The 21,702-nt window shown below is 41.8% G+C and carries 24 protein-coding genes and 1 tRNA gene; 16 read left to right on the top strand and 9 right to left on the bottom strand.

The window, feature by feature from the left end; genetic code table 11:
* Window positions 1-315: 315 nt before the first annotated feature.
* From CTY47_RS11875 to CTY47_RS11845, 7 genes are all read left to right on the top strand, one after another.
* Window positions 316-389: transfer RNA gene (locus CTY47_RS11875), tRNA-Thr, on the top strand.
* A gap of 119 nt (window positions 390-508) precedes the next feature.
* A complete protein-coding gene (locus CTY47_RS11870; protein ID WP_099465005.1) occupies window positions 509-1,048 on the top strand; it encodes a DUF4199 domain-containing protein in 540 nt (179 codons plus the stop codon).
* Between the two features lie 15 nt (window positions 1,049-1,063).
* Entirely contained in the window at window positions 1,064-2,017 is a 954-nt protein-coding gene (locus CTY47_RS11865) for a glycosyltransferase family 2 protein (RefSeq protein ID WP_099465004.1), read from the top strand.
* Complete coding sequence (locus CTY47_RS11860) at window positions 2,014-2,535, top strand: nitroreductase family protein (RefSeq protein ID WP_099465003.1); 522 nt, start codon at window positions 2,014-2,016, stop codon at window positions 2,533-2,535. Before CTY47_RS11865 ends, CTY47_RS11860 begins: the two co-directional genes overlap by 4 nt.
* Before the next feature lie 3 nt (window positions 2,536-2,538).
* Window positions 2,539-3,102 carry a manganese efflux pump MntP gene (locus CTY47_RS11855; RefSeq protein WP_099465002.1) on the top strand — a complete coding sequence of 188 codons (564 nt, stop codon included), beginning with the start codon at window positions 2,539-2,541 and terminating at the stop codon, window positions 3,100-3,102.
* An 81-nt stretch (window positions 3,103-3,183) separates the two neighbouring features.
* On the top strand, window positions 3,184-4,212 hold the full coding sequence (locus CTY47_RS11850; protein ID WP_099465001.1) for an FAD:protein FMN transferase: 1,029 nt from the start codon (window positions 3,184-3,186) through the stop codon (window positions 4,210-4,212).
* Between the two features lie 7 nt (window positions 4,213-4,219).
* Complete coding sequence (locus tag CTY47_RS11845; protein ID WP_099465000.1) at window positions 4,220-4,594, top strand: cyclic nucleotide-binding domain-containing protein; 375 nt, start codon at window positions 4,220-4,222, stop codon at window positions 4,592-4,594.
* Here CTY47_RS11845 and CTY47_RS11840 read toward each other — a convergent pair.
* The 4 genes from CTY47_RS11840 to CTY47_RS11825 are packed head-to-tail and all read right to left on the bottom strand — an operon-like array spanning window position 4,591 to window position 7,034.
* Window positions 4,591-5,172 (bottom strand): Maf-like protein, encoded by a 582-nt coding sequence (locus CTY47_RS11840; protein ID WP_099464999.1) that lies wholly within the window; start codon window positions 5,170-5,172, stop codon window positions 4,591-4,593. The genes CTY47_RS11845 and CTY47_RS11840 overlap by 4 nt on opposite strands.
* 23 nt (window positions 5,173-5,195) lie before the next feature.
* Complete coding sequence (locus tag CTY47_RS11835; RefSeq protein ID WP_099464998.1) at window positions 5,196-5,717, bottom strand: KdsC family phosphatase; 522 nt, start codon at window positions 5,715-5,717, stop codon at window positions 5,196-5,198.
* Window positions 5,710-6,477, bottom strand: coding sequence for a Rossmann-like and DUF2520 domain-containing protein (locus CTY47_RS11830; RefSeq protein WP_099464997.1), 768 nt, complete (start codon window positions 6,475-6,477; stop codon window positions 5,710-5,712). Before CTY47_RS11830 ends, CTY47_RS11835 begins: the two co-directional genes overlap by 8 nt.
* A complete protein-coding gene (locus CTY47_RS11825; protein WP_099464996.1) occupies window positions 6,474-7,034 on the bottom strand; it encodes a nitroreductase family protein in 561 nt (186 codons plus the stop codon). Before CTY47_RS11825 ends, CTY47_RS11830 begins: the two co-directional genes overlap by 4 nt.
* Before the next feature lie 119 nt (window positions 7,035-7,153).
* Between CTY47_RS11825 and CTY47_RS11820 the strand changes: the two genes are divergently transcribed.
* The 6 genes from CTY47_RS11820 to CTY47_RS11795 all read left to right on the top strand — a co-directional run bounded on the left by CTY47_RS11820 (window position 7,154) and on the right by CTY47_RS11795 (window position 14,415).
* Window positions 7,154-9,565, top strand: coding sequence for a TonB-dependent receptor (locus CTY47_RS11820; protein WP_099464995.1), 2,412 nt, complete (start codon window positions 7,154-7,156; stop codon window positions 9,563-9,565).
* 277 nt (window positions 9,566-9,842) lie between these two features.
* Window positions 9,843-10,250 carry a methylmalonyl-CoA epimerase gene (mce, locus tag CTY47_RS11815; protein WP_099464994.1) on the top strand — a complete coding sequence of 136 codons (408 nt, stop codon included), beginning with the start codon at window positions 9,843-9,845 and terminating at the stop codon, window positions 10,248-10,250.
* 46 nt (window positions 10,251-10,296) lie between these two features.
* Window positions 10,297-11,850, top strand: coding sequence for an acyl-CoA carboxylase subunit beta (locus tag CTY47_RS11810; protein ID WP_099464993.1), 1,554 nt, complete (start codon window positions 10,297-10,299; stop codon window positions 11,848-11,850).
* A 21-nt stretch (window positions 11,851-11,871) separates the two neighbouring features.
* Window positions 11,872-12,762: an OadG family transporter subunit gene (locus CTY47_RS11805; RefSeq protein ID WP_099465268.1), complete on the top strand. Its 891-nt coding sequence runs from the start codon at window positions 11,872-11,874 to the stop codon at window positions 12,760-12,762.
* Between the two features lie 23 nt (window positions 12,763-12,785).
* Complete coding sequence (locus CTY47_RS11800) at window positions 12,786-13,217, top strand: biotin/lipoyl-containing protein (protein WP_099464992.1); 432 nt, start codon at window positions 12,786-12,788, stop codon at window positions 13,215-13,217.
* Window positions 13,218-13,221: 4 nt separating this feature from the next.
* A complete protein-coding gene (locus tag CTY47_RS11795; protein ID WP_099464991.1) occupies window positions 13,222-14,415 on the top strand; it encodes a sodium ion-translocating decarboxylase subunit beta in 1,194 nt (397 codons plus the stop codon).
* A 74-nt stretch (window positions 14,416-14,489) separates the two neighbouring features.
* Here CTY47_RS11795 and CTY47_RS17120 read toward each other — a convergent pair whose 3' ends face one another.
* Window positions 14,490-14,639, bottom strand: coding sequence for a hypothetical protein (locus CTY47_RS17120; RefSeq protein ID WP_199163423.1), 150 nt, complete (start codon window positions 14,637-14,639; stop codon window positions 14,490-14,492).
* Between the two features lie 61 nt (window positions 14,640-14,700).
* Window positions 14,701-15,420 carry a tRNA (adenosine(37)-N6)-threonylcarbamoyltransferase complex dimerization subunit type 1 TsaB gene (tsaB, locus tag CTY47_RS11790; protein ID WP_099464990.1) on the bottom strand — a complete coding sequence of 240 codons (720 nt, stop codon included), beginning with the start codon at window positions 15,418-15,420 and terminating at the stop codon, window positions 14,701-14,703.
* Window positions 15,421-15,500: 80 nt separating this feature from the next.
* On the opposite strand from tsaB, the gene CTY47_RS11785 reads away from it, so the two are divergent.
* The 3 genes from CTY47_RS11785 to nadD are packed head-to-tail and all read left to right on the top strand — an operon-like array spanning window position 15,501 to window position 17,542.
* The gene (locus CTY47_RS11785; RefSeq protein WP_099464989.1) at window positions 15,501-16,373 is read left to right on the top strand and encodes a YicC/YloC family endoribonuclease; all 873 of its coding nucleotides are present in this window, start codon (window positions 15,501-15,503) and stop codon (window positions 16,371-16,373) included.
* Window positions 16,374-16,391: 18 nt separating this feature from the next.
* The gene (gene gmk / locus CTY47_RS11780; RefSeq protein WP_099464988.1) at window positions 16,392-16,961 is read left to right on the top strand and encodes a guanylate kinase; all 570 of its coding nucleotides are present in this window, start codon (window positions 16,392-16,394) and stop codon (window positions 16,959-16,961) included.
* A complete protein-coding gene (gene nadD / locus CTY47_RS11775) occupies window positions 16,958-17,542 on the top strand; it encodes a nicotinate (nicotinamide) nucleotide adenylyltransferase (protein ID WP_099464987.1) in 585 nt (194 codons plus the stop codon). Before gmk ends, nadD begins: the two co-directional genes overlap by 4 nt.
* On the opposite strand, the gene CTY47_RS11770 is transcribed toward nadD, so the two are convergent.
* From CTY47_RS11770 to CTY47_RS11760, 3 genes are all read right to left on the bottom strand, one after another.
* Complete coding sequence (locus CTY47_RS11770) at window positions 17,520-17,801, bottom strand: HU family DNA-binding protein (protein ID WP_099464986.1); 282 nt, start codon at window positions 17,799-17,801, stop codon at window positions 17,520-17,522. The two genes, nadD and CTY47_RS11770, sit on opposite strands and share 23 nt — an antisense overlap.
* Window positions 17,802-17,837: 36 nt before the next feature.
* Complete coding sequence (locus CTY47_RS11765; RefSeq protein WP_099464985.1) at window positions 17,838-20,483, bottom strand: leucine-rich repeat protein; 2,646 nt, start codon at window positions 20,481-20,483, stop codon at window positions 17,838-17,840.
* Between the two features lie 105 nt (window positions 20,484-20,588).
* Window positions 20,589-21,671, bottom strand: coding sequence for a DUF3575 domain-containing protein (locus CTY47_RS11760; protein WP_099464984.1), 1,083 nt, complete (start codon window positions 21,669-21,671; stop codon window positions 20,589-20,591).
* Window positions 21,672-21,702: the final 31 nt, after the last annotated feature.

Genomic DNA, 21,702 nt, shown 5'->3' with positions numbered 1-21,702 from the left:
GTACAAAAAACACAGGAAAGAAAGAAAAAATCCTAATGCGTTTGCCCTGAGGGAAGAAAAACAAAGCCAAACACACCCGAATTTTCCTAACAGAGGTAACTAAATATTTTTTAACATTCGTAAAACATATAGGTAACCAATCTGTTAGAAACAAATATTAGTTAACACAGCTCAAAAAGCTTGCATTGTAAAAAATAATATCTACTTTTGCACCCGGGTAAGTCCTATACGGCATGCTCCCTCGGAATCCCCCAGGGCTTGACCGCAGCAAGGGTACTTGGTTGTAGCGGCGCGATGTAGTAAGCTTACCCACCTGCCTCTTTAGCTCAGTTGGCCAGAGCACGTGATTTGTAATCTCGGGGTCGTTGGTTCGAATCCGACAAGAGGCTCAAAATAACAAAAAAGGAAGTTCTACAGGGGCTTCCTTTTTGTATTTTATAGACAATATTCTTGTACATTATCATAATAATACTATCTTTGTGATTAAGAATTCAAATATGCTTACATCATGGGAGAAAACAAGAGTTTACTAATTAAAGATGCAATGACCTACGGGTTTATAATGGGAATATTCTGGGTAGTAAAGTATTTATTCTTTATTTTCAGTGGCTCAGCCTCCATACTAAACCATGTATACATACTGCTCACTCTAGCCGTCCCGTTCTTTGCTTATTATCTTACTAAAAGATATAAAGAAGAAATAGGAGGAGAAATAAGCTTTTTCCACGCATGGCGTTTCGGAACAATGATATATTTCTTTGCAGCATTAATCGTTTCTCTTGAACACTTCGTATTCTATCAATTCATAGCACCGCCAAATTTTTTACCGAATGTAATAAATCAGGCAATTGACACGTTAAAAAACACAAATGTAAATACCGAAGTCATCGAATCGGTCAGCAATATAAATTTTTCTCCGATACACATGGCTATTCAAGGTATTTTCAACAATATATTTTATGGTATCGTATTGTCTATACCGGTAGCGGCTCTTCTGTGCAGAAACAATGCATCAGGCACTATCACACAAAAGAGCCAGGAAGAATAAACAATAACAAATTAGATGGACATATCAGTAGTTATTCCGTTGTATAACGAAGCCGAATCTTTGCCGGAATTATTCGCCTGGATAGATCGGGTTATGAAAGAACATAAATTCAGTTATGAAGTCATATTCATAAATGACGGGAGCACAGACAACTCCTGGGAAGTGATTGAAGATTTAAAAAAGAAAGAGCCGGAAATTGTAAGAGCTATTAAATTCCGCCGGAATTACGGAAAATCGCCTGGATTAAACTGTGGTTTTGAACGTACGCAGGGAGACGTCGTTATCACAATGGATGCCGATCTGCAAGACAGTCCGGACGAAATACCCGAACTATACAGAATGATAAAGGAAGACGGGTATGATTTGGTTTCCGGATGGAAAAAGAAGCGCTATGACCCGCTCTCTAAAACCATACCAACAAAGCTATTCAATGCCACGGCCCGTAAATTTTCAGGAATCAATAACCTTCATGATTTCAACTGCGGACTTAAGGCATACAAAAGCATCGTTATAAAAAACATTGAGATATATAATGACATGCACCGCTACATCCCCTACCTGGCAAAAATTGCAGGATTTCATAAAATCGGGGAAAAGGTAGTACAGCATCAGGCACGTAAGTACGGAACGACAAAATTCGGATTGAACCGTTTCGTTAATGGTTATCTTGATTTAATTACGTTATGGTTTACTTCCAAATTCGGAAAGAAACCGATGCACTTTTTCGGCCTGTGGGGAAGCGTAATGTTTCTGATCGGCTTTATTGCTTTGGTAATTGTACTAAGTGCTAAGCTAATATCCATAATCAACGGAGATTTAAGACCTTTAGTAACAAACTCTCCATACTTCTACGTTTCACTTACAGCAATGATTGTTGGGACACAAATGTTTTTGGCAGGATTTATCGGAGAACTGATCTCCCGAAATTCACCCAACAGAAATCATTATAAGATTGAATCTGAAATATGAATCTGTTGGAATTAATAAAGAAACGATGTTCCATTCGTAACTATTCATCATCTCCTGTTGAAGACGAAAAGATAAGCTACATACTGGAAGCGGCACGCTTAGCTCCTTCTGCCGTCAACTATCAACCGTGGTATTTCCTTGTTGTAAAAGAAGAAAGCGGATGCAGAAAGTTGCAGGAGTGTTATCCGAGAGAATGGTTTAAATCGGCAAACTGTTTTATCGTCGTTTGTGGAGACCAAAGTCAATCGTGGAAACGCAATGACGGCAAAAATCACATGGATATTGATGCAGCCATCGCAGCTGAACATATATGCCTTTCGGCAACCGAACAAGGATTGGGAAGCTGTTGGGTTTGTAACTTTGACACTGCGCTTTGTAAAAAACATTTCAATATACCGGAAACAGTTGAACCAATAGTAATCATACCTATCGGCTATCCGGCTACTCCTTCATTGTTCGACGAGACACCCAAAAAGCGGAAGGCAATTGAAGAAACAGTAAAACTGGAAACATTTTAACAAATGACATTTATAGAAATCCTACTTCTGGCTGTTGGCCTGTCCATGGACAGTTTGGCAGTCTCTGTAACAGGTGGAGCTGTTATAAAAAAATGCACATTCGGTAATGTTGCAAAAATAGCAATGGTAATGGGGATATTTCAGGCCTGTTTTACTATCGCCGGCTATTTTGCAGGGCTAGGATTCCAGAAATATATACAAGCTTTCGACCATTGGATAGCGTTCTCCCTCCTACTCTATCTGGGAGGAAAAATGATTTATGAAAGCACAAAAGCCGAATCCGAAGATTGCAAGTTCAATCCCCTTTGCAACAAGACTTTATGCGGATTAGCAGTTGCAACGAGTATAGATGCGCTAGCTATAGGGATTTCGTTGGCACTACTTAACCAACCTCTACTTTTATTAGCAACAACAATAGGCATCGTTACCATTATCATATCGGCCACTGGTGTTTATTTTGGCAGCCACTTCGGGAGAAAAATAGACCTGAAACTGGATCTTATCGGTGGTCTCATATTAATAGGCATTGGAACAAAAATACTTGTCGAACATCTGTTTTTCAATTGATCCGGACAATTAATCTTAAAAATACCGGGATCGGTCGAATCTGAATATTTTTTATATCTTTGCGGCAACAAATATCTCAATATGAGTAAAAGAGTAAGCCTTCTTATAAGTCTGGGTGTTCTTTTATTAACTGCTTGCACTAATCAAAGTCAGTACTACGAAGATAGTGGTAGCGTATTTCATACGCTCTATCACATCAAATATCAATCGCCAAAACCATTAACAACAGCCATAGATAAAGAATTCCAGGACTTCAATCTTTCACTGAATCCGTTTAATCCGAATTCGATTATTTCACGTATAAACAACAACGACTCTATCAAAGTTGACGAATGGTTTTCCGAGGTGTTCCTTAAAGCCAGCGAAATCTCAGATAAAACAAACGGAGTCTTTGATATAACCTGTGCTCCTTTAGTCAATTTATGGGGATTCGGTTTCAGCAAAATGGATAGTGTTACCCCAAACATGATTGACAGCATTAAACAGTTTGTCGGTTATAAGAAAGTCCGCTTAAAAGACAAAAATATAATTAAAGACGATCCCAGACTCATGCTAAATTGCTCCGCTATCGCAAAAGGATATGCATGTGATATTATTGCCCGGTTACTAGAACGGGAAGGGGTTACCAACTATATGGTGGAAATTGGTGGTGAAGTAACAATGAGCGGAGTTAATCCTAATGGAGATTGCTGGCGCATAGGAATTAATAAACCGGAAGATGAATCCACAGGTATTCAGAATGAAATTGAAGAGGTTGTACAACTTTGTAAAAAAGGAGGAATTGCTACATCAGGCAATTACCGCAATTTTTATATAAAAGACGGAAAGAAATATGCCCACACAATTGATCCCAGAACCGGATACCCGGCAGAAAAAAACATATTAAGTGCAACGATTATAGCAAACGATTGCATGACTGCAGATGCTTACGCGACAGCATTTATGGCAATGGGACTGGAACAAGTCCGTAAAATAGCAAATACGCTACCGGAAATAGAATATTTTATTATTTATTCGGATGAGAATGGCAAGCAGCAGATAGAGTATTCTAAAGGAATGGTGCAATATCTCCCTAATCGACAAACATTATCTATTCTAGAAAACCCTTAATCTCAAGATGGAAAAATATGCAAGCCAATTAGAATGTAAAGATGTAAATGCCGGAAAAATATTACTAAAAGGGAAGCTAAATAATAACTTATTATTATTTGTCTCTTCCGGGAGCATTATTATCAATAGTAATAATAAATCAAAAATTGAAATAAACGAAGGGCATTTTGTTCTGTTATCTGCCAACACAGATTATATAGCAACTGCAATAACAGCATCTCATATACTATTTATTCACGCAGATTCTCTATCGGATATGATTATTGACGATCCGGGATGGGATCCGGGAAATCCGCAGGTTTTGCCTATACTTCCCGCATTAGCAAAAACCCTGAACCAAATAGAGTATTATCAGAAAGACACAAGAACCCAATTAAACTAGAATTTTTGCAGTTCTTTGTAAAGACGTTGGATAGGCAAACCTATCACATTATAAAATGATCCGTTAATAGCCTCAACGCCAATATATCCGATCCATTCCTGAATACCATATGCTCCCGCTTTATCAAAAGGATGGAAATTGTCTACATAATATTCGATCTCTTCAATCGATAATTCGGCAAAACAGACGGCAGAAGAAACCGAGAACGTTTCCTGTTTCCTTTTTGTTACAATACAAACGCCCGTTACAACTTCATGTACGTGGCCGGATAATTTAGAAAGCATCGAAATAGCTTCTTCCCTGTTTGCAGGTTTCCCCATTACTTCAGTAAATGTCCACACTATAGTATCGCCGGTTATCAACAGCTCATCATCAGCCAGTTTATCTAAGTATGAATTAGCCTTCTTTCTTGCTATATACTCCGGAATTTCTTCTCCCTGTAATGAACTGGGATATGACTCATCTATATCAGGTATAGTACGAACTTCAAATGCCACACCTAACCCGGCCAAAAGCTCTTTTCTCCTAGGAGAATTAGAACCCAATATAATCTTATAGTTATTCAAATTATCCAACATAACCACTCTTTTTCTGCATTACATTACCACCCAAAAGCTTCTTCACTCATCCAATGAGACTGTGCCTTTAATGTTTGCTCTATTACATCACGCGCTACACCGCAACCTCCATTTTTCAAGGAAATATATTTTGCTATGCTTTTAATCTCCGGAGCTGCATCTGCAGGGGCGACAGGCAAACCAACATGTTTCATGACATCATAATCCGGAATATCATCACCGGCGTACATTACCTCCTCAGGCAACAAATCTGTTTTTTCCATAAAATCATTAAAATCATGGATCTTTATTGCACTCTTCATATAAATATGTTTTATACCCAAGCGGGAGAAACGAATTTCAACAGCTTCAGTATAACCGCCCGTTATAATGGCAACATGATACCCTTTCTTAACAGCCAGCTGCAAGGCATATCCATCTTTTATATTGACAGTACGCATAGGATCTCCATTTGGATGCAACGGGATTACATCACAAGATAAAACACCGTCTACGTCAAACACGAAAGCTTTAATCTTTGTAAGGTCATAATTGATATTACTCATTTTGGGCCTCCTTATGTATACTCTGGCTCATAAGTTGATAGATCGTTTTCATGTCCTGATCATTCAACATCGCCAGATGTTTATTAATTACGTTTTCATCATACCGGATTGCCGGTCCGGTCTGTGCATCCCGGGGCGGCATTTCATGTATCTTCGCAGCCGTTTCGTCTATTAAGGGATACAGTACATTCATTGGTATTTCTTGCTCTGCCACTATTTTACCAGCTAAAGTATAAATATGATTTGTAAAATTGCAAGCAAATACAGCTGCGAGATGCAGGTATTTCCTTTTCTCTGAAGATAAATACCGAACATCTTCCGACAAAGCACTCGCTATTTCCTGTAAAACATTTTTATCCTTTTCCGAATTAGCCTCCACAAAAAAAGGTATAGTCTTAAAACCTATTTCACGTTCCCTACTAAAAGTCTGTAATGGATAAAGCACACCAAAACGATTTGCATATCCTTCAAAAACACTCATCGACATACTTCCTGCCGTATGCACCCACAATCCATTATTCGACTTTACCCCCGCAATAACTTCTTGAAGTACTGCGTCTTTCAAAGAAAAAACATACAAATCGGCATCAGACTTTATTTCAGTCAAGTTTGTTGTCCACGGACAATTCAACTTTTCAGCCAAACTCTTTGCATGCTCCGTAGTATGACTATAAACCTGTTCAACAATCATTCCTGCCCGGTGCATTTCCAAAGACAAACGGGTAGCTAAGTTTCCGGCACCAACAAATACAATTCTCATTTTACCGCATTTTCGTTTTCCCCTGGCATTTTAAAAGTGCCCAAATGAATTTTTTCCCATTGTAAATGAGATTCATCAAAAGGTTTACGTGCCTGGTCTTTATAACCGAAACCTATTATTGATAACACTTCCAGTTGATAAGGTATGTTAAACAGATTACGTACGTACTGACTGGAATCCATATCATCTTCTGTCTGACGATTACGAATCTGGCACCAACAACTCCCCAGCCCCAGGTCTTCTGCCTGCAACTGCATATAAATAGAAGCAACGGCAGTATCCTCAATCCATACATCACTCTCCATTACATTTGCAAGAACAACCACAGCCAAGGCACAACCTTCCAAAAAAGAAGAACCGTTCTTTTTACAAGCTGCCAGCTTTTTCAGCATCTCTTTATCTTCGACAACAACAAACTGCCACGGATTACTCCGTTTAGAAGCAGGAGACATTAAGGCTGCTTTCAATATAAGTTCTACTTGTTCAGGAGAGAGCAATTGTTCCGTAAACTTCCGGGTGCTTCTTCTATTCTTTATAAGTGTTGTAAAATTTTCCATTTTTATATTCCTTTGTACGGACTTTTAGGTCATATTTTGCAAATATAAATATAATTTTTTGCACGTATTATATACGCTTCCTTCTTTTTTCTCGTTAATAACTTTATAATATATAGATTATGAAGATTCGTGCGATAGCTGCACTGCTATTTATATTACTATCATTAAGTGCTTTCGGGCAAGGACATATAAAGGTAACCGGATACGTTCGTGATGCGGACGGTAATCCTTTGGAATTGGTAAATATCCGGGTTAAAGGGACTTTAAACGGAGCCATGACTAATGAAAAAGGATACTATTCCATATCTGTTGCATCAGGAGACTCGATTGCCCTCATATATTCCTGTCTCGGATATAATAAAGCCGAAAGAATAATACCTCAGGCAATCACAGACATGAGGTTAAACGTGCAAATGAATTATACTGCCTTAGAGTTGAATGAAGTTTCCGTCACTGCCATTCGTAAGCAGACTACAACAATGGAAACAATGAATGCCGACAAAATAAAATTACTTCCCGACCCGGCAGGAGGAAGTATAGAAAGTCTTGTAGTTACATTTGCCGGAGTGTCATCCAATAACGAATTAAGTTCACAATACTCCGTACGTGGAGGCAGTTATGACGAAAACATTGTTTATGTAAACGGCATTGAAGTATTCCGTCCTCTATTAATCCGTTCAGGGCAACAGGAAGGGCTAAGTTTTATTAATCCGGACTTAACCGAATCCGTAAATTTTGCAGCCGGAGGTTTTGAAGCCAGTTTCGGAGACAAGATGAGTTCGGTTCTGGATATCACTTATAAAAAACCAAAAGCGCTTGAAGGTTCGGTTTCCGCCAGTTTATTAGGAGCCAGTGCTTATGTTGGAAGTGCTTCCGGTAAATTTACACAGGTAACGGGCATCCGTTATAAAACAGGCCGCACATTATTAAAAACAATGGATACAGATGCCGAATATGATCCGAACTTTATAGATGCACAAACATATATGACCTATAAACCGGCACCGAAATGGGAAGTCAACTTTTTAGGCAACTTGTCGGTAAACAATTACAAATTCATACCTCATAACAGAGAAACCACTTTTGGCACTATTTCAAACCCAAAGAATTTCACCGTATACTTTGACGGACAAGAAAGAGATAAATTCCAGACTATGTTTGGAGCACTTACCCTTAAATACCAACCGAATGATAATACGGAAGTAGGTTTACAAGCTTCGGCTTTCAACAGTAAAGAGGAAGAAAGTTATGATATTTCGGGAGAATACTGGTTAAGTGAAAACGGAGCCGAAGATACGGGAAATAATATTTCATCCGCAATGTCTGTAGGACGTTATCACGAACATGCAAGAAACCGTTTACGTTCCAACATCATGAATGTAGGTCATTACGGTATATCCCGGTTAAAAAACAACACACTGAAATGGGGGGCCTTAGTACAATTTGAAAAGATAAATGACAGAATCAGCGAATGGGAAAAGCGGGATTCCTCCGGTTATTCCCTGCCTCAAACAGGTGGCACCGTAAATTTAATCGACAATTTATTTTCAGACCAACAGTTACAAAGCACCCGCTTATCCGCTTATCTTCAGGATGCATTCAAGTTCCGGACAAAACAGGGATTATTCACACTTGTAGGAGGCATCAGGGGTAGTTATTGGACTTATAATAAAGAATTTATCTTCAGCCCCCGTGCATCTCTCGGTTTTATCCCGAATTTCGATCAGAATCTGACTCTCCGCCTGGCGTCCGGTTTATATTATCAATCTCCTTTTTATAAAGAATTACGTTTAACCCAAAAAGATGAAAACGGGAATAACATTACTATTTTAAATAACAAGCTAAAATCCCAACGTTCCATACATTTTATTTTAGGAGGAGATTACACATTCCGTGCTTCCGACCGGAATTTTAAGGTAACAACCGAACTCTATTATAAAAAACTGGATAACTTAATACCCTACACAATCGACAATGTCAAGATACGTTATTACGGAGAAAATTGTGCCAAAGGTTACGCAATGGGACTTGATGTCAAGTTCTTTGGAGAATTTGTTCCGGGAACAGATTCATGGATCAGCTTTTCATTAATGAAAGCCGAACAGACAATTCGTGAAACAACCAAAGTTCCTATGCCAAACAGCCAGGGATACAATGTTTCCCTATTTTTCCAAGACTATTTTCCGGGATACAAAAGAGTAAAGCTAAACCTGAAAGGCGTTCTTTCCGGAGGGCTGCCTGTTACAGCTCCACGTAAAGGTTACGAAGACGGCTACCACCGGACTCCTGCCTATAAACGTGTGGATTTAGGATTCTCATACCAGTTGGCCGGCGGAACCGATGCCATCATGGACAGAGGTTTTTTCAGGCATCTGAAAAACATCTGGCTAGGCCTGGATGTATTTAACATCTTCGATATAAAAAATGTAAGTTCATACTACTGGATAACAGACGTATACAACACCCAGTATGCCGTACCCAACTACCTGACAGGACGGCAGCTCAACGTACGCTTAATTGTGGATTTCTGATTTCGGAACTCCCTTTTACCCTTTTTCAAAATCATCCCGATGATTTTCTAAAAAGATCACTATGATTTATAAAAAACATCGGGATGATTTTTTCAAACATAAGCGCCTTTCCCTTATCACTATCCAAAAGCTTCAATCCGGCACACAAAAGTCCACTTTTAAACATATATAAAGAGCAGATAAAAATAAAGATTTATTTCTTCATTTATAATAAAGAAAATGTACCTTTGCACATACAAAATAAAAACATTTACTAAATCTTTAAATTATTACTCACATGGAACTTACACATATCGAACATCTAGGTATTGCAGTAAAGAGCATTGAAGCTTGTTTACCTTATTACGAAAAAGTATTAGGCTTGAAATGCTATAATATCGAAGAGGTAGCTGACCAAAAAGTAAAAACAGCATTTTTCAAAGTAGGACAGACTAAAATTGAATTACTGGAACCAACCAGCGAAGATAGCACTATTGCCAAATTCATCGAGAAAAAAGGAGAAGGCATTCACCACATCGCATTTGCCGTACCTGATGTGCAGGCTGCATTAGACGAAGCTGCCGAAAAAGGCGTTCAGTTAATCGACAAGGCACCACGTCATGGCGCTGAAGGTTTAGATATAGCTTTCCTTCATCCAAAATCAACTTGCAGCGTACTGACGGAACTTTGCATGCCTGGAAAGTAATATTTTCTATTAACAAGTTCATTTCTAACAACAAATCAAAAATACAATGAGTAACCAACTTGAGAAAGTAAAAGAGCTTATCGCTCTTCGTGAAACTGCTCGCCTAGGTGGAGGAGAAAAACGAATCGAATCTCAGCACAAAAAAGGTAAATACACAGCACGTGAACGTATTGCCATGTTGCTGGATGAAGGAAGTTTTGAAGAATTCGATATGTTTGTACAACACCGTTGTACAAATTTCGGAATCGAAAAGACTAAATTTTTAGGAGACGGTATCGTAACCGGTTATGGTACGATAGACGGACGTTTAGTATATGTTTTCGCACAAGATTTTACAGTATTCGGTGGTGCCTTGTCCGAAGCTTTAGCCATGAAGATATGTAAAGTAATGGATCAGGCCATGAAAATGGGTGCTCCTGTTATCGGATTGAACGATTCGGGTGGTGCACGTATTCAGGAAGGAGTAAATGCACTGGCAGGTTATGCTGAAATTTTCCAGCGTAACATTTTAGCATCAGGGGTTATTCCTCAGATTTCAGGTATCTTTGGCCCTTGCGCCGGTGGTGCCGTATATTCTCCGGCTTTGACAGACTTCAACATCATGACCCGTGGAACAAGTTATATGTTCCTGACAGGTCCGAAAGTTGTTAAAACTGTTACAGGTGAAGATGTAACACAGGAAGAACTGGGTGGAGCAAGCGTACACACCACAAAATCAGGTGTTGCTCACTTTGCTGTTGACACAGAAGAAGAAGGTTTACAATTGATCCGCAAACTAATCAGCTTCCTTCCGCAAAACAACCTTGAAGAAACACCGCTCATCGAATGTAAAGATCCTATCGATCGTTTAGATGACGTATTGAACGATATAATACCGGATAATGCAAATCAATCATACGACATGTATGAAGTGATCGGCACGATCGTAGACAACAACGAATTCCTGGAAGTACACGCTGATTATTCAAAGAATATTATCGTAGGTTTCGCCCGTTTCAACGGACAGACTGTAGGTATCGTTGCCAACCAGCCGAAAGTAATGGCAGGATGTTTGGATAGCAATGCTTCACGTAAAGCCGGCCGTTTCGTTCGTTTCTGCGACGCATTCAATATTCCTTTGGTAACATTGGTTGACGTACCGGGATTCCTTCCGGGAACAGGCCAGGAATACAACGGCGTAATCCTTCATGGTGCCAAGTTACTTTATGCATACGGAGAAGCTACAGTTCCTAAAATCACAGTTACTTTACGTAAATCGTACGGTGGAGCTTATTGCGTAATGAGTTCTAAACATTTACGCGGTGATATGAACTACGCATGGCCAACTGCAGAAATTGCCGTAATGGGACCGAGTGGTGCTGTAGAAGTTATTTTCGCAAAAGACGTTGCCGCAGCGGAAGATCCTGCAAAAGCAGCTGCAGAAAAAGAAGAAGAATACAAAAAAGCATTCGCAAACCCATACAATGCTGCTCAATACGGTTATATCGATGATGTTATCGAACCTCGTAACACCCGTTTCCGTATTATTCGTGCTTTACAACAATTGCAGACTAAAAAGCTGAGCAATCCTGCAAAGAAGCATGACAATCTGCCTCTGTAATTCTTAAAACAGGAAATGAATATGATAAATAAGAAAATAGGCGTATTGTTGTTGTTCGTTGTGCTCTTTTCATTCGGAGCAAACGCACAGCGCGCAGCCTCCATGCGAATAAATGAAGTGCTTGTCGACAACGAAGATAATTTTGTTGACGATTATGGCAAACGCCATCCTTGGATTGAATTATACAATACTTCTGCAGGAACTGTGAATATCGCAGGTTGCTACCTGACTAACGATAAAAACAATCCGAAGAAATATCCTATTCCAAAGGGTGATGTTTTGACAATCATTCCTCCCCACCAACACACGCTGTTTTGGGCGGACGGAGAACCTAACCGGGGTACTTTCCATGTAAATTTCACATTAGACCCTGCTACGGATAACTACATAGCTTTATATGATGCCGACGGTAGAACGCTAATTGATGAAATCACAATTCCCGCCGCACAGAAAGCTGATGTTAGTTACGGAAGAGTAATTGACGGACAAGATGAATGGGCACAACTTACTAAAGTTACTCCCAGTACAAACAACCTGACATTGGATTCGAATGAAAAAATCGAGAATTTCAAAGAAAACGATTCCATAGGTATCGGTATGACTGTCACAGCTATGGCTGTCGTATTTTCAGGTTTGTTTTTACTATACATTATCTTTAAACAAGTTGGCAAATTTGCTATCGCCGCAAGTAAACGCAATGCTAAGAAAGCTGCAGGAACAGCTTCCGGTGTTTCGGCTGACGCAGGAGAAGAATCCGGTGAAATTTTCGCAGCCATTGCAACGGCATTGTACGAAATGAGTGATGACAATCACGACGTAGAAAACACCGTTCTTACAATCCGCAAGGTAGCGCGTACCTACTCTCCGTGGAGTTCTAAGCTCTATGGCTTACGTGAAGTTCCCAGAAAGTAATTATCTCTTAAAAACAAAAAAGAATGAAAAGTTTTAAATATACCATCAACGGTAGCGTATATAAAGTACATATCAACTCAGTGGTTGACGATATCGCTGAAGTAGAAGTAAATGGTACTCCGTATCAGGTAAAAATGGAGAAACCGGCTAAAAAACAAATGGTAACTCTGAAACGTCCGGCTCAAGCCCCGACAACATCAACAGGAGAGCCTGTTATTACTCGTCCGACCGCCACAACAACTCAGGGCGCTGTTAAAACACCGCTTCCAGGAGTTATTCTGCAAGTTAAATGTAATGTTGGCGACACGGTAAAAAGAGGACAAACATTGATTATCCTTGAAGCCATGAAAATGGAAAACAATATCAATGCCGACCGTGACGGTAAAATCATCGAAATTAAAGTTCACAAGGGAGATTCTGTTCTGGAAGGTGCAGACCTCGTCGTAATCGGATAAGCGTATGTTTGGATCAATATTACTACAAGCGGCAGGAGTACAAGAAAGTTTTCTTCAGTTTTTAGGAAAAAACTTAGAGCTATTCCTTACCTATACAGGAGTATATAATGCAACTCCGGGACATATTATTATGATCCTGATAGGTCTGCTTTTTATATTTCTGGCAATTAAATATGAATTTGAACCTATGTTGCTGATCCCTATCGGATTTGGTATTCTGATCGGTAATATACCATTCAAAGATGCCGGACTTCAGGTAGGTATTTACGAACAAGGTTCTGTGCTTAACATCCTCTATCAGGGTGTAACCTCCGGATGGTATCCGCCGTTGATATTCCTCGGTATCGGGGCTATGACCGACTTCTCGGCTTTGATTTCCAATCCAAAACTGATGTTGATCGGAGCGGCTGCCCAGTTTGGTATTTTCGGAGCATATACTATCGCTCTTCAAATGGGATTCGAGCCAAATCAAGCTGGTGCCATCGGTATTATCGGTGGTGCAGACGGTCCAACCGCCATCTTCTTGTCTTCTAAACTGGCTCCAAACCTAATGGGGGCAATTGCCGTATCGGCCTATTCTTATATGGCATTGGTTCCTATCATACAGCCTCCGTTTATGAGACTGCTGACAACCAAAAAGGAACGTTTGATCCGCATGAAACCGCCGAGAGCTGTTTCTTCTACGGAAAAAATCATCTTCCCGATCGTAGGTTTGTTATTAACCTGCTTCCTGGTTCCGTCTGGTTTACCTTTGCTGGGTATGTTATTCTTCGGAAATCTGTTAAAAGAAAGTGGAGTAACACGTCGTCTGGCAGAAACAGCGCGTGGTCCGCTGATCGACACAATTACAATTTTGCTAGGTATCACTGTAGGTGCTTCAACACAGGCTACTCAGTTCTTGACATTGAACTCCATTAAGATATTTGGCTTAGGTGCATTGTCATTCGTAATTGCTACCTGTGCAGGTATCATATTCGTGAAGATTTTCAATTTGATCCTGAAAGATGGCAACAAGATCAACCCGCTTATCGGTAATGCCGGCGTATCTGCTGTGCCCGACTCTGCGCGTATTTCGCAGACTGTAGGTTTGGAATATGACCCGACCAACTATCTGTTGATGCACGCCATGGGCCCGAACGTTGCAGGTGTAATCGGTTCTGCTGTTGCAGCCGGTATCTTGCTTGGATTCTTGGGATAAACAGTTTGAATATAATAAGAAAAAGCCTGCCCGTTGTTAACGGGCAGGCTTTTTCTTTAACCATTCGTTTTCTTTTAGTTATTCTGTTCAATCATTGCCGGACCAGTCACCGGGTTTGCATCCTCTTCCAATGTAGTCCCGGCAAACAACCAGAATAACAATAATACGGCAGCTATGATAGCCCCTATTATCAACATGATATTATTCCTCTTCCTGTAATCCATATTCTATCTGTTTTTGTTCCATTTACAGAAGAACACAAAAAAGAGGGGTTTTGTTTCAAATTCAATGCTTCGCGTGTGCAATTGCCTCGTTCAATACTTTATTCTTGGCTATAGTAGCCTGGAATTCTTTCAGATAGAAAGGCTCAAAATAAGCAACATCTTCAAATTTACCGTTTTCAAAAGCCTTTTCAGCCAATGACACCATGTTTACAGCCATAGGATGAATATCATCAAGAAATGAAGCATTGGAAGAAGATATTACTTTCTTACACTTACCGGCGCCATTCCCAAAGAAGCATATTTTGTTTTTTTCCAAATAAGCCGCATAAGTATCTTCCGTTACAACATCCGCAGCCGTTTCACGAACCAAGTGTAACGAATGGTCATATATGGCATCATAAACCTCCATTCTGCGGGCATCCAGCATAGAACAATACAAACAATCTGCAGCATTATTATTCTGTTTTATTGCAGTTGCAGCCAGGATATCCAATGTGTGGACACCTATTAATGGAATATCGTATCCAAAACATAACCCTTTTGCTACGGAAACGCCTATGCGTAATCCGGTATATGAACCGGGGCCGCTACTGACAGCAACAGCATCCAGTTTCAAACCTTTCTGTTTAGCTATAGCAACCGCTTCCTCCACATACACACCCAAAAGGACCGCATGAGACGGACCTTCAAAAGAATACTTCTCAAAAAGCACTTCTCCATTCAACGATAAAGCGACGGAACATACCGAAGTAGCCGTTTCAATATTTAAAATACAAGGCATATCAGTTCTTAATTTATTGAATGCAAATGTACAACACATTCAGATTATTTAAGTACATTTGCATTCAAATTTTCCGAACAATGATACAATCTATGACCGGATTCGGTAAGGTTACAGCCGAACTCCCTTCTAAAAAAGTAACCATAGAGATAAAAGCTCTCAACAGTAAACAACTAGACTTATCCACCCGTATTCCTTCCATCTATAAAGAAAAAGAAATGGAAATACGCAGTTTATTATTGCAAACACTGGAACGCGGAAAAGTAGAATTTAATATATTCATCGAATACATAGGCAAAGATACTCCTACCCAGATCAATCTGGCTGCCGTAGAAAATTATTATAGCCAAATCAAAGATATAGCCGGCAAGCTGAATATATCTGTACCTTCCGATTGGTTTCAGACATTATTACGTATGCCGGATGTCATCAAATCGGAAGCAGTGGAAGCCGATGAAACCGAATGGGAAGTTGTGTTTGATACCGTTAAAAAGGCTGTTAAGCAATTATGCGATTTCCGCATCCAGGAAGGTGCTATGTTGCAAAAACTCTTCGAACAAAAGATCAATAACATTGCACAATTACTTTCCGAAGTAGAAACATACGAAAAAGAACGCGTCGAAAAAATCAAGGCACGCATCATGGACAACCTCGAAAAGATAGCGGGCCAGGACTATGACAAGAATCGTTTCGAACAAGAAATGATTTACTACATAGAAAAGTTGGATATTAACGAAGAAAAAAACCGTTTGGACAACCACCTTAAATACTTTATCAGTACGATAAAAGACGGACACGGACAAGGTAAAAAATTAGGTTTTATCGCCCAGGAAATAGGACGCGAAGTAAATACGCTCGGTTCGAAAAGCAACCACGCGGAAATGCAAAAGATCGTTGTCCAGATGAAAGACGAACTGGAACAAATCAAAGAACAGGTACTAAACGTATTATAATTATAATAAGATCACGATATGGCTGGCAAACTTATCATATTTTCCGCCCCTTCGGGCTCTGGTAAATCAACCATTATCAACTATCTGTTGCAACAAGGGTTAAACCTGCACTTCTCTATCTCGGCTACAAGCCGGTCACCACGCGGTGAAGAGAAGCACGGGAAAGAATATTACTTCCTTACCCCTGACGAATTCCGCAGCCGTATAGCCGCAGGCGATTTTCTGGAATACGAAGAAGTGTATAAGGATAAATACTACGGGACATTGAAAAGCGAAGTAGAACGCATCTTAAACAACGGAGACAATGTTATTTTCGACGTAGACGTTGTAGGCGGTTGCAACATAAAAAAATACTACGGTAAACAGGCCTTATCCGTTTTCATCCAACCTCCAAGTATTGAAGAGCTACGAAACCGGTTAGAAGGACGTGGCACCGATACACCCGAAGTAATAGAAAGCCGCATTGCCAAAGCAGAATTCGAACTGGGATTTGCTCCTAAATTCGATACGGTTATCATAAACGACGACTTAACAAAGGCACAAGCCGAAGCGTTGAAAGTAATTAAAGAGTTCCTCGAAAAAGCATGAACAACGGAAAGTCAATCGGTATTTACTCCGGTTCATTCAATCCGATCCACATAGGCCACCTGGCATTAGCCAATTGGTTATGTGAATATGGCGGATTAGATGAACTCTGGTTTATGGTAACCCCACAGAACCCGCTTAAAAAACGTGATGAACTGATGGAAGACTCATTGCGTTTCCGTATGGTGGAAGCCGCCATCGACGGTTATCCCAAATTCAGAGCCAGCAACTTTGAATTTTCCCTGCCCAAACCTTCTTACACCATCAACACGCTGAAAGCGTTAGAAGAAACCTATACCGGGCACCAGTTCCATTTAATCATTGGAGCCGATAACTGGAAAAACATTACCCATTGGAAAGATCATCAACTCATACTTGAGCAATTTCCCGTTATAATATATCCCCGGAAAGGATATAAAGTACGCATACCGGAGCAATATACCAATGTCCGTGCTGTCAACGCCCCTCTGATGGAAATATCCTCTTCCTTTATCCGTCAGGCGTGGAAAGAAGGCAAAGACATACGCTTCTTCCTCCCTCCCGCGACTTTGGATATTTACCTTAGCGCTTGTTCAAACCTCTGATAAGAAACCTGCTCGGTTTGAACTTAATGCTCTTCCGGGCACGTATCAGACACGGTTTACCGGTTTTCGGATTCCTTCCCGGACGTTCTACCTGATCCCAAATAGAAAACACACCAAATCCTTGAAACACAATTTCACCATCTTCTTTCGATAGTTCCTTAGTCGCCACCTGTAAAAAAGTAGTAATAAAATCCTTTATTACAACTTTAGGCATATCCATCTCTTGCGAAAGCACTTCAATAAAATCTGTCTTATTCATATTTTCAATTGTTCATTAAAGTTAATCTGCGGTTTGTTAATAAGATGTGATTGTCCAGGTTATAGCAGAACCGGATACCGGAACAGCCAGTTTCCATAGCGGACTATCCGTATATGTCTGAGCCGAAGCAGATGGTACTTTCAATGTACGGCTTGTAATCGTTGCCGCGCCTCCGAACGTATCTGCCGTATTGGTAGCAGATAATGCCGGAGGAACCGTAGCCAGGCAAGTCACTTCCGACAAATTGCGACAGTTGTAAAAGGCTCTCGATTCTATGCCTGTCAACGTAGATGGCAGGTCGACAGCTTCGGCACCTATATCCTCAAAGGCACTCCTTCCAACCGTAGTCATGCCCTGTGGCAATACCAGCACATAATCCGAAACCGGAGATGCCAGACTTTCCTTAAAAGCCTCCGCTCCCACTGCTTTCAGCAATTTTGCCTCCTGCATTCTCAGCTCGGTAAGCAACGCACATTTCATAAACGCCCGGTCGCCCAATGCTGTCAGCGTAGACGGCAATGTTAGCACTCCCTTCAGATTCTTATTGTTATAAAACGCTTCGGCGCCCAGCGTTTTCAGAGCAGACGGCAATACCAGTTGGCCTGATAAGTTATAGCACTCCCTGAAAGCCCCGTCTCCTATTTCCACCAGGTTTACAGGCAACTTAAGTTCTGTCAGCGTATTGCAACCTTCAAAAGCACCTGCCGATATCGTATTTAAAGCCGTAGCCCCCGACAAGTCGGCAACAGTAAACGAACCTCCTGTAAAAGCATGGGCAAAAGCCTTCTCTCCTATTACTGTCAGTTTTTCAGATAATGGAATCTCCTGCAATTCGGAACACCCTTCAAAAGCCGAAGCCCCTATCTCCTGCAATTCCGGTTTGCTGCCGGCAAACACTATTTTCTCTATCCGGCTGCCGGCAAAAGCATGCGAGCCGATTCTTTGTATTGTTTTGGGCAGAATGATACTGCGCAGAGTGGTCTGTCCGGCAAACACGCCATCGGGCAATCCGGTAAGCATTCCCACTTCCGACAGATCCGCCTCTTCCACCGCCAGGGTAGCATTACGGAGTGTGTTAAAATCATCCCCGTTCAATCCTGTTTCAGACTTCACACAGATCTTTTTATACGATCCGGAATGGCTGAAATCAACAAATGAAGCCAGCGTTCCGGGTTTTTCCATCTCCATATACACCTGGCTGTTGCCGCTCTGATTAATACGAACCCCGGCAATCTCTCCGGTTTCAAACAACAGGTTTATCACCGCACTACGCTTGGAAGCCGAGTGGGAATTATCATCCACCTTAAAATGCAGTTTTCCTCCATTGGCATAAATATCGCTGATCCATCCGGAAGGTTCGCCCCTGTCATACGTTACGGTAGCCCTGAAAGCACCCAGGTTTACAGGATTAGTTTCTACCACTGTAGCTACCTCCAAGAGGTTATATAATTTAGGTATGCGTTCCACGTCACTTACATCGGCAGCGGCTTGCGTTACGGTAAGCATCGCATCCTGTCCGGATGCCGACCCTGTTTCGCCCCCTTGCAAACGCAAAGTTACCACCGCCGTACGCGGTTGTGCTTTGGTATTGGGAGCCACGGTAAACTGCAAGGTTCCGGGCAACTGCACCCCTTCCGAACCGGTAAGCCATCCGGCATCTTCCGGCAACAACACTTCAAAAGGCCCGCTGGCCGTTACAGGCAAATCAAATGTTTCGCCTTCGGCCTTCGCCTCATAAGCGGTAAAGCCCGGCCGCAATATATCCTCCAGTCCTTTCTGCGTAAGGGTAAACGTATCGGTCAGCAAGACACCGGTCGATTCATCACCTATCACCAGCCGCGCACTGCGGGGCGTACTTGCCGTATTGGCATCCAGCGTCAGTAAAACTGATTCTTCCACAGGTATGGCTCTTGTATCTGTTGGCAGATGCAGCCAGTCTACCGCATCAATCAGATGCAGCCCGCTTGCAGAGGTATTTTTCATCAACTTCAGTTCATATCCGGTATCTTCGGCTCCCACCTCATCGCTTTCCAATACGAAGTAAAGAGCTCCCCTGCCCCCTTGCGTTAGAGTAAAAGTTGTATTTAGCGTACCTTTCGAAATGGTAATCCTGCCCGTGCGTGCTTCATATCCCGGGTTCTCACTATAGTTCAGCATCAAGGTCTTTTCGGCCACGGCTTTTGTTCCGGCAGGTTGCAGCCAGTCTGCATCGGTTTTAAATTCATACCCGCTGATATTTGTTTGGAACACCATATCATACGTTCCCGACGTCCAAGCCACCGTTGTAGAAGCAGTAAGCAATCCCAGCACATCCTTTTGCGCCTGCGATACAGTAATGGTACTCGTCTTGTGCCCCACCTGCAGCGTTACGGTAGCACTGCGTTGGCCGTCCGTTGTATTAGCTCCGGCCGACAAGGTAATGGTATGCGTACCGCTGCCTCCTGAAGCCGGCGAAACCGTCAGCCAGCTTTGCGAAGAAACGGCCTTCCAACTACCGTTGGAGATTATCTTCACCGTTGTGCTTCCTCCGTCTACGGCAAATGCAACCGTCTCCTTCCCTTTCTCTATCCTGACTGCTTCGGGCAGTTCGTCCTGGCATGATATAAGTGTTATTGCTGCCAATAACAGAAAGCATCCGGTTAGCAACCGGAATAAGCTTTTCTTTCCATTGTTCTGTTTCATATATAACTATTTGATTATTATCTATTATTACTTTCCTCTTAACAGATTAACTATTATTACTTTTCTCTTGACAGAAGAGTAACCAAAAGGTCAAGCCAAAAGTGACTAGAACCTATACCCTACCGAGACATTCATCCCCTGCAGCGTAAAGCTGTTCAGTGTGTACGAACCCTGCCTCTTATACGGCTTGCCCTTCGTATACGAGTACACATCGGTAGCATCCGAGCGATACCCTACTTGCAATCCCGCTTCAACAAAAAGCCCTTTCCACAGCGGTTGCAGCCATCCGGCAGAGATACCTCCTCCAAAGAACGTACCCGTGCAGTTGTCTGCTATCTCTTCTTTGATGCGTACATCAAAAGTACCATATTGTCCATACAGCCCGGCATACAGCCCTTTAAAGCGTCCGCCGTTCCACAACCAGAAGCGCGGTTCTGCGATAAAGGCTGTCATTTTAAACAGATTGCTCTTATCTCCCTTTTTATAGGGCATGGCATAAGCAAACGACAGTTGCGCCGAGAAACGGTCAAGGAAATACACTTCCACCGCCCCGTTCGGTACGGGCGTATACATCGAGCCATCAGGTAACAAGCCGGCAAACAGCAATCCGTTCGTCTTGACGCCTATACCTATCCCTCCCAGCAAGAAGTCCGCATGTTTTACCACCTTCGGAGCCTGAGCCGGGGCAGGCTGTTTGCGAGTCTCCGCCACAACAGGAGACGAAGGGGAAACCTTCGGAGCCGGTGCTTTATCAACATCCCCGGCAGCCGTTTCGCGCTTCTGTGCAACAGGACGGCTGCAACATACCTCCACAATCACACGGTTGTCCAGGTCTGTCTTTGCATCCACCTGAATATCAAAAGAGAAATCACATCCACCGGTCGTACCTCCGCCGGCAAGGTAGTCTTGCAAAGCCACAGCTTGTTCCAGCGCCAGGGCTTTGGCATCCGGGTCATACCGGTCTACCACATTCTGCAAGGCTGTCAGCGTAATAGCCACCGCCTGCCCACTGCAATCTTCCAGTTTGTATTTCAGCTCGTCCAGGTTATCCGCCGTCCGGCTGTTTGCCATGTCTATGCGGGCCGTTCCTGTTATAAAATGGATTGTGTAGCTCTGTCCCTGTGCAGCCAGAGCCAGCAGGCAGCAAGCAGCAGCCAACACCAAAAATCGTGTACGTCGTTTCTTCATTTCCGTATCGTTTAATCATTTAGCAAATAAA

This window comes from Parabacteroides provencensis (assembly GCF_900232875.1).
Lineage (GTDB): Bacteria > Bacteroidota > Bacteroidia > Bacteroidales > Tannerellaceae > Parabacteroides > Parabacteroides chinchillae.
The sequence above is the reverse complement of the archived record's forward strand: the minus strand, read 5'-3'. Positions and strand labels throughout refer to the sequence as shown.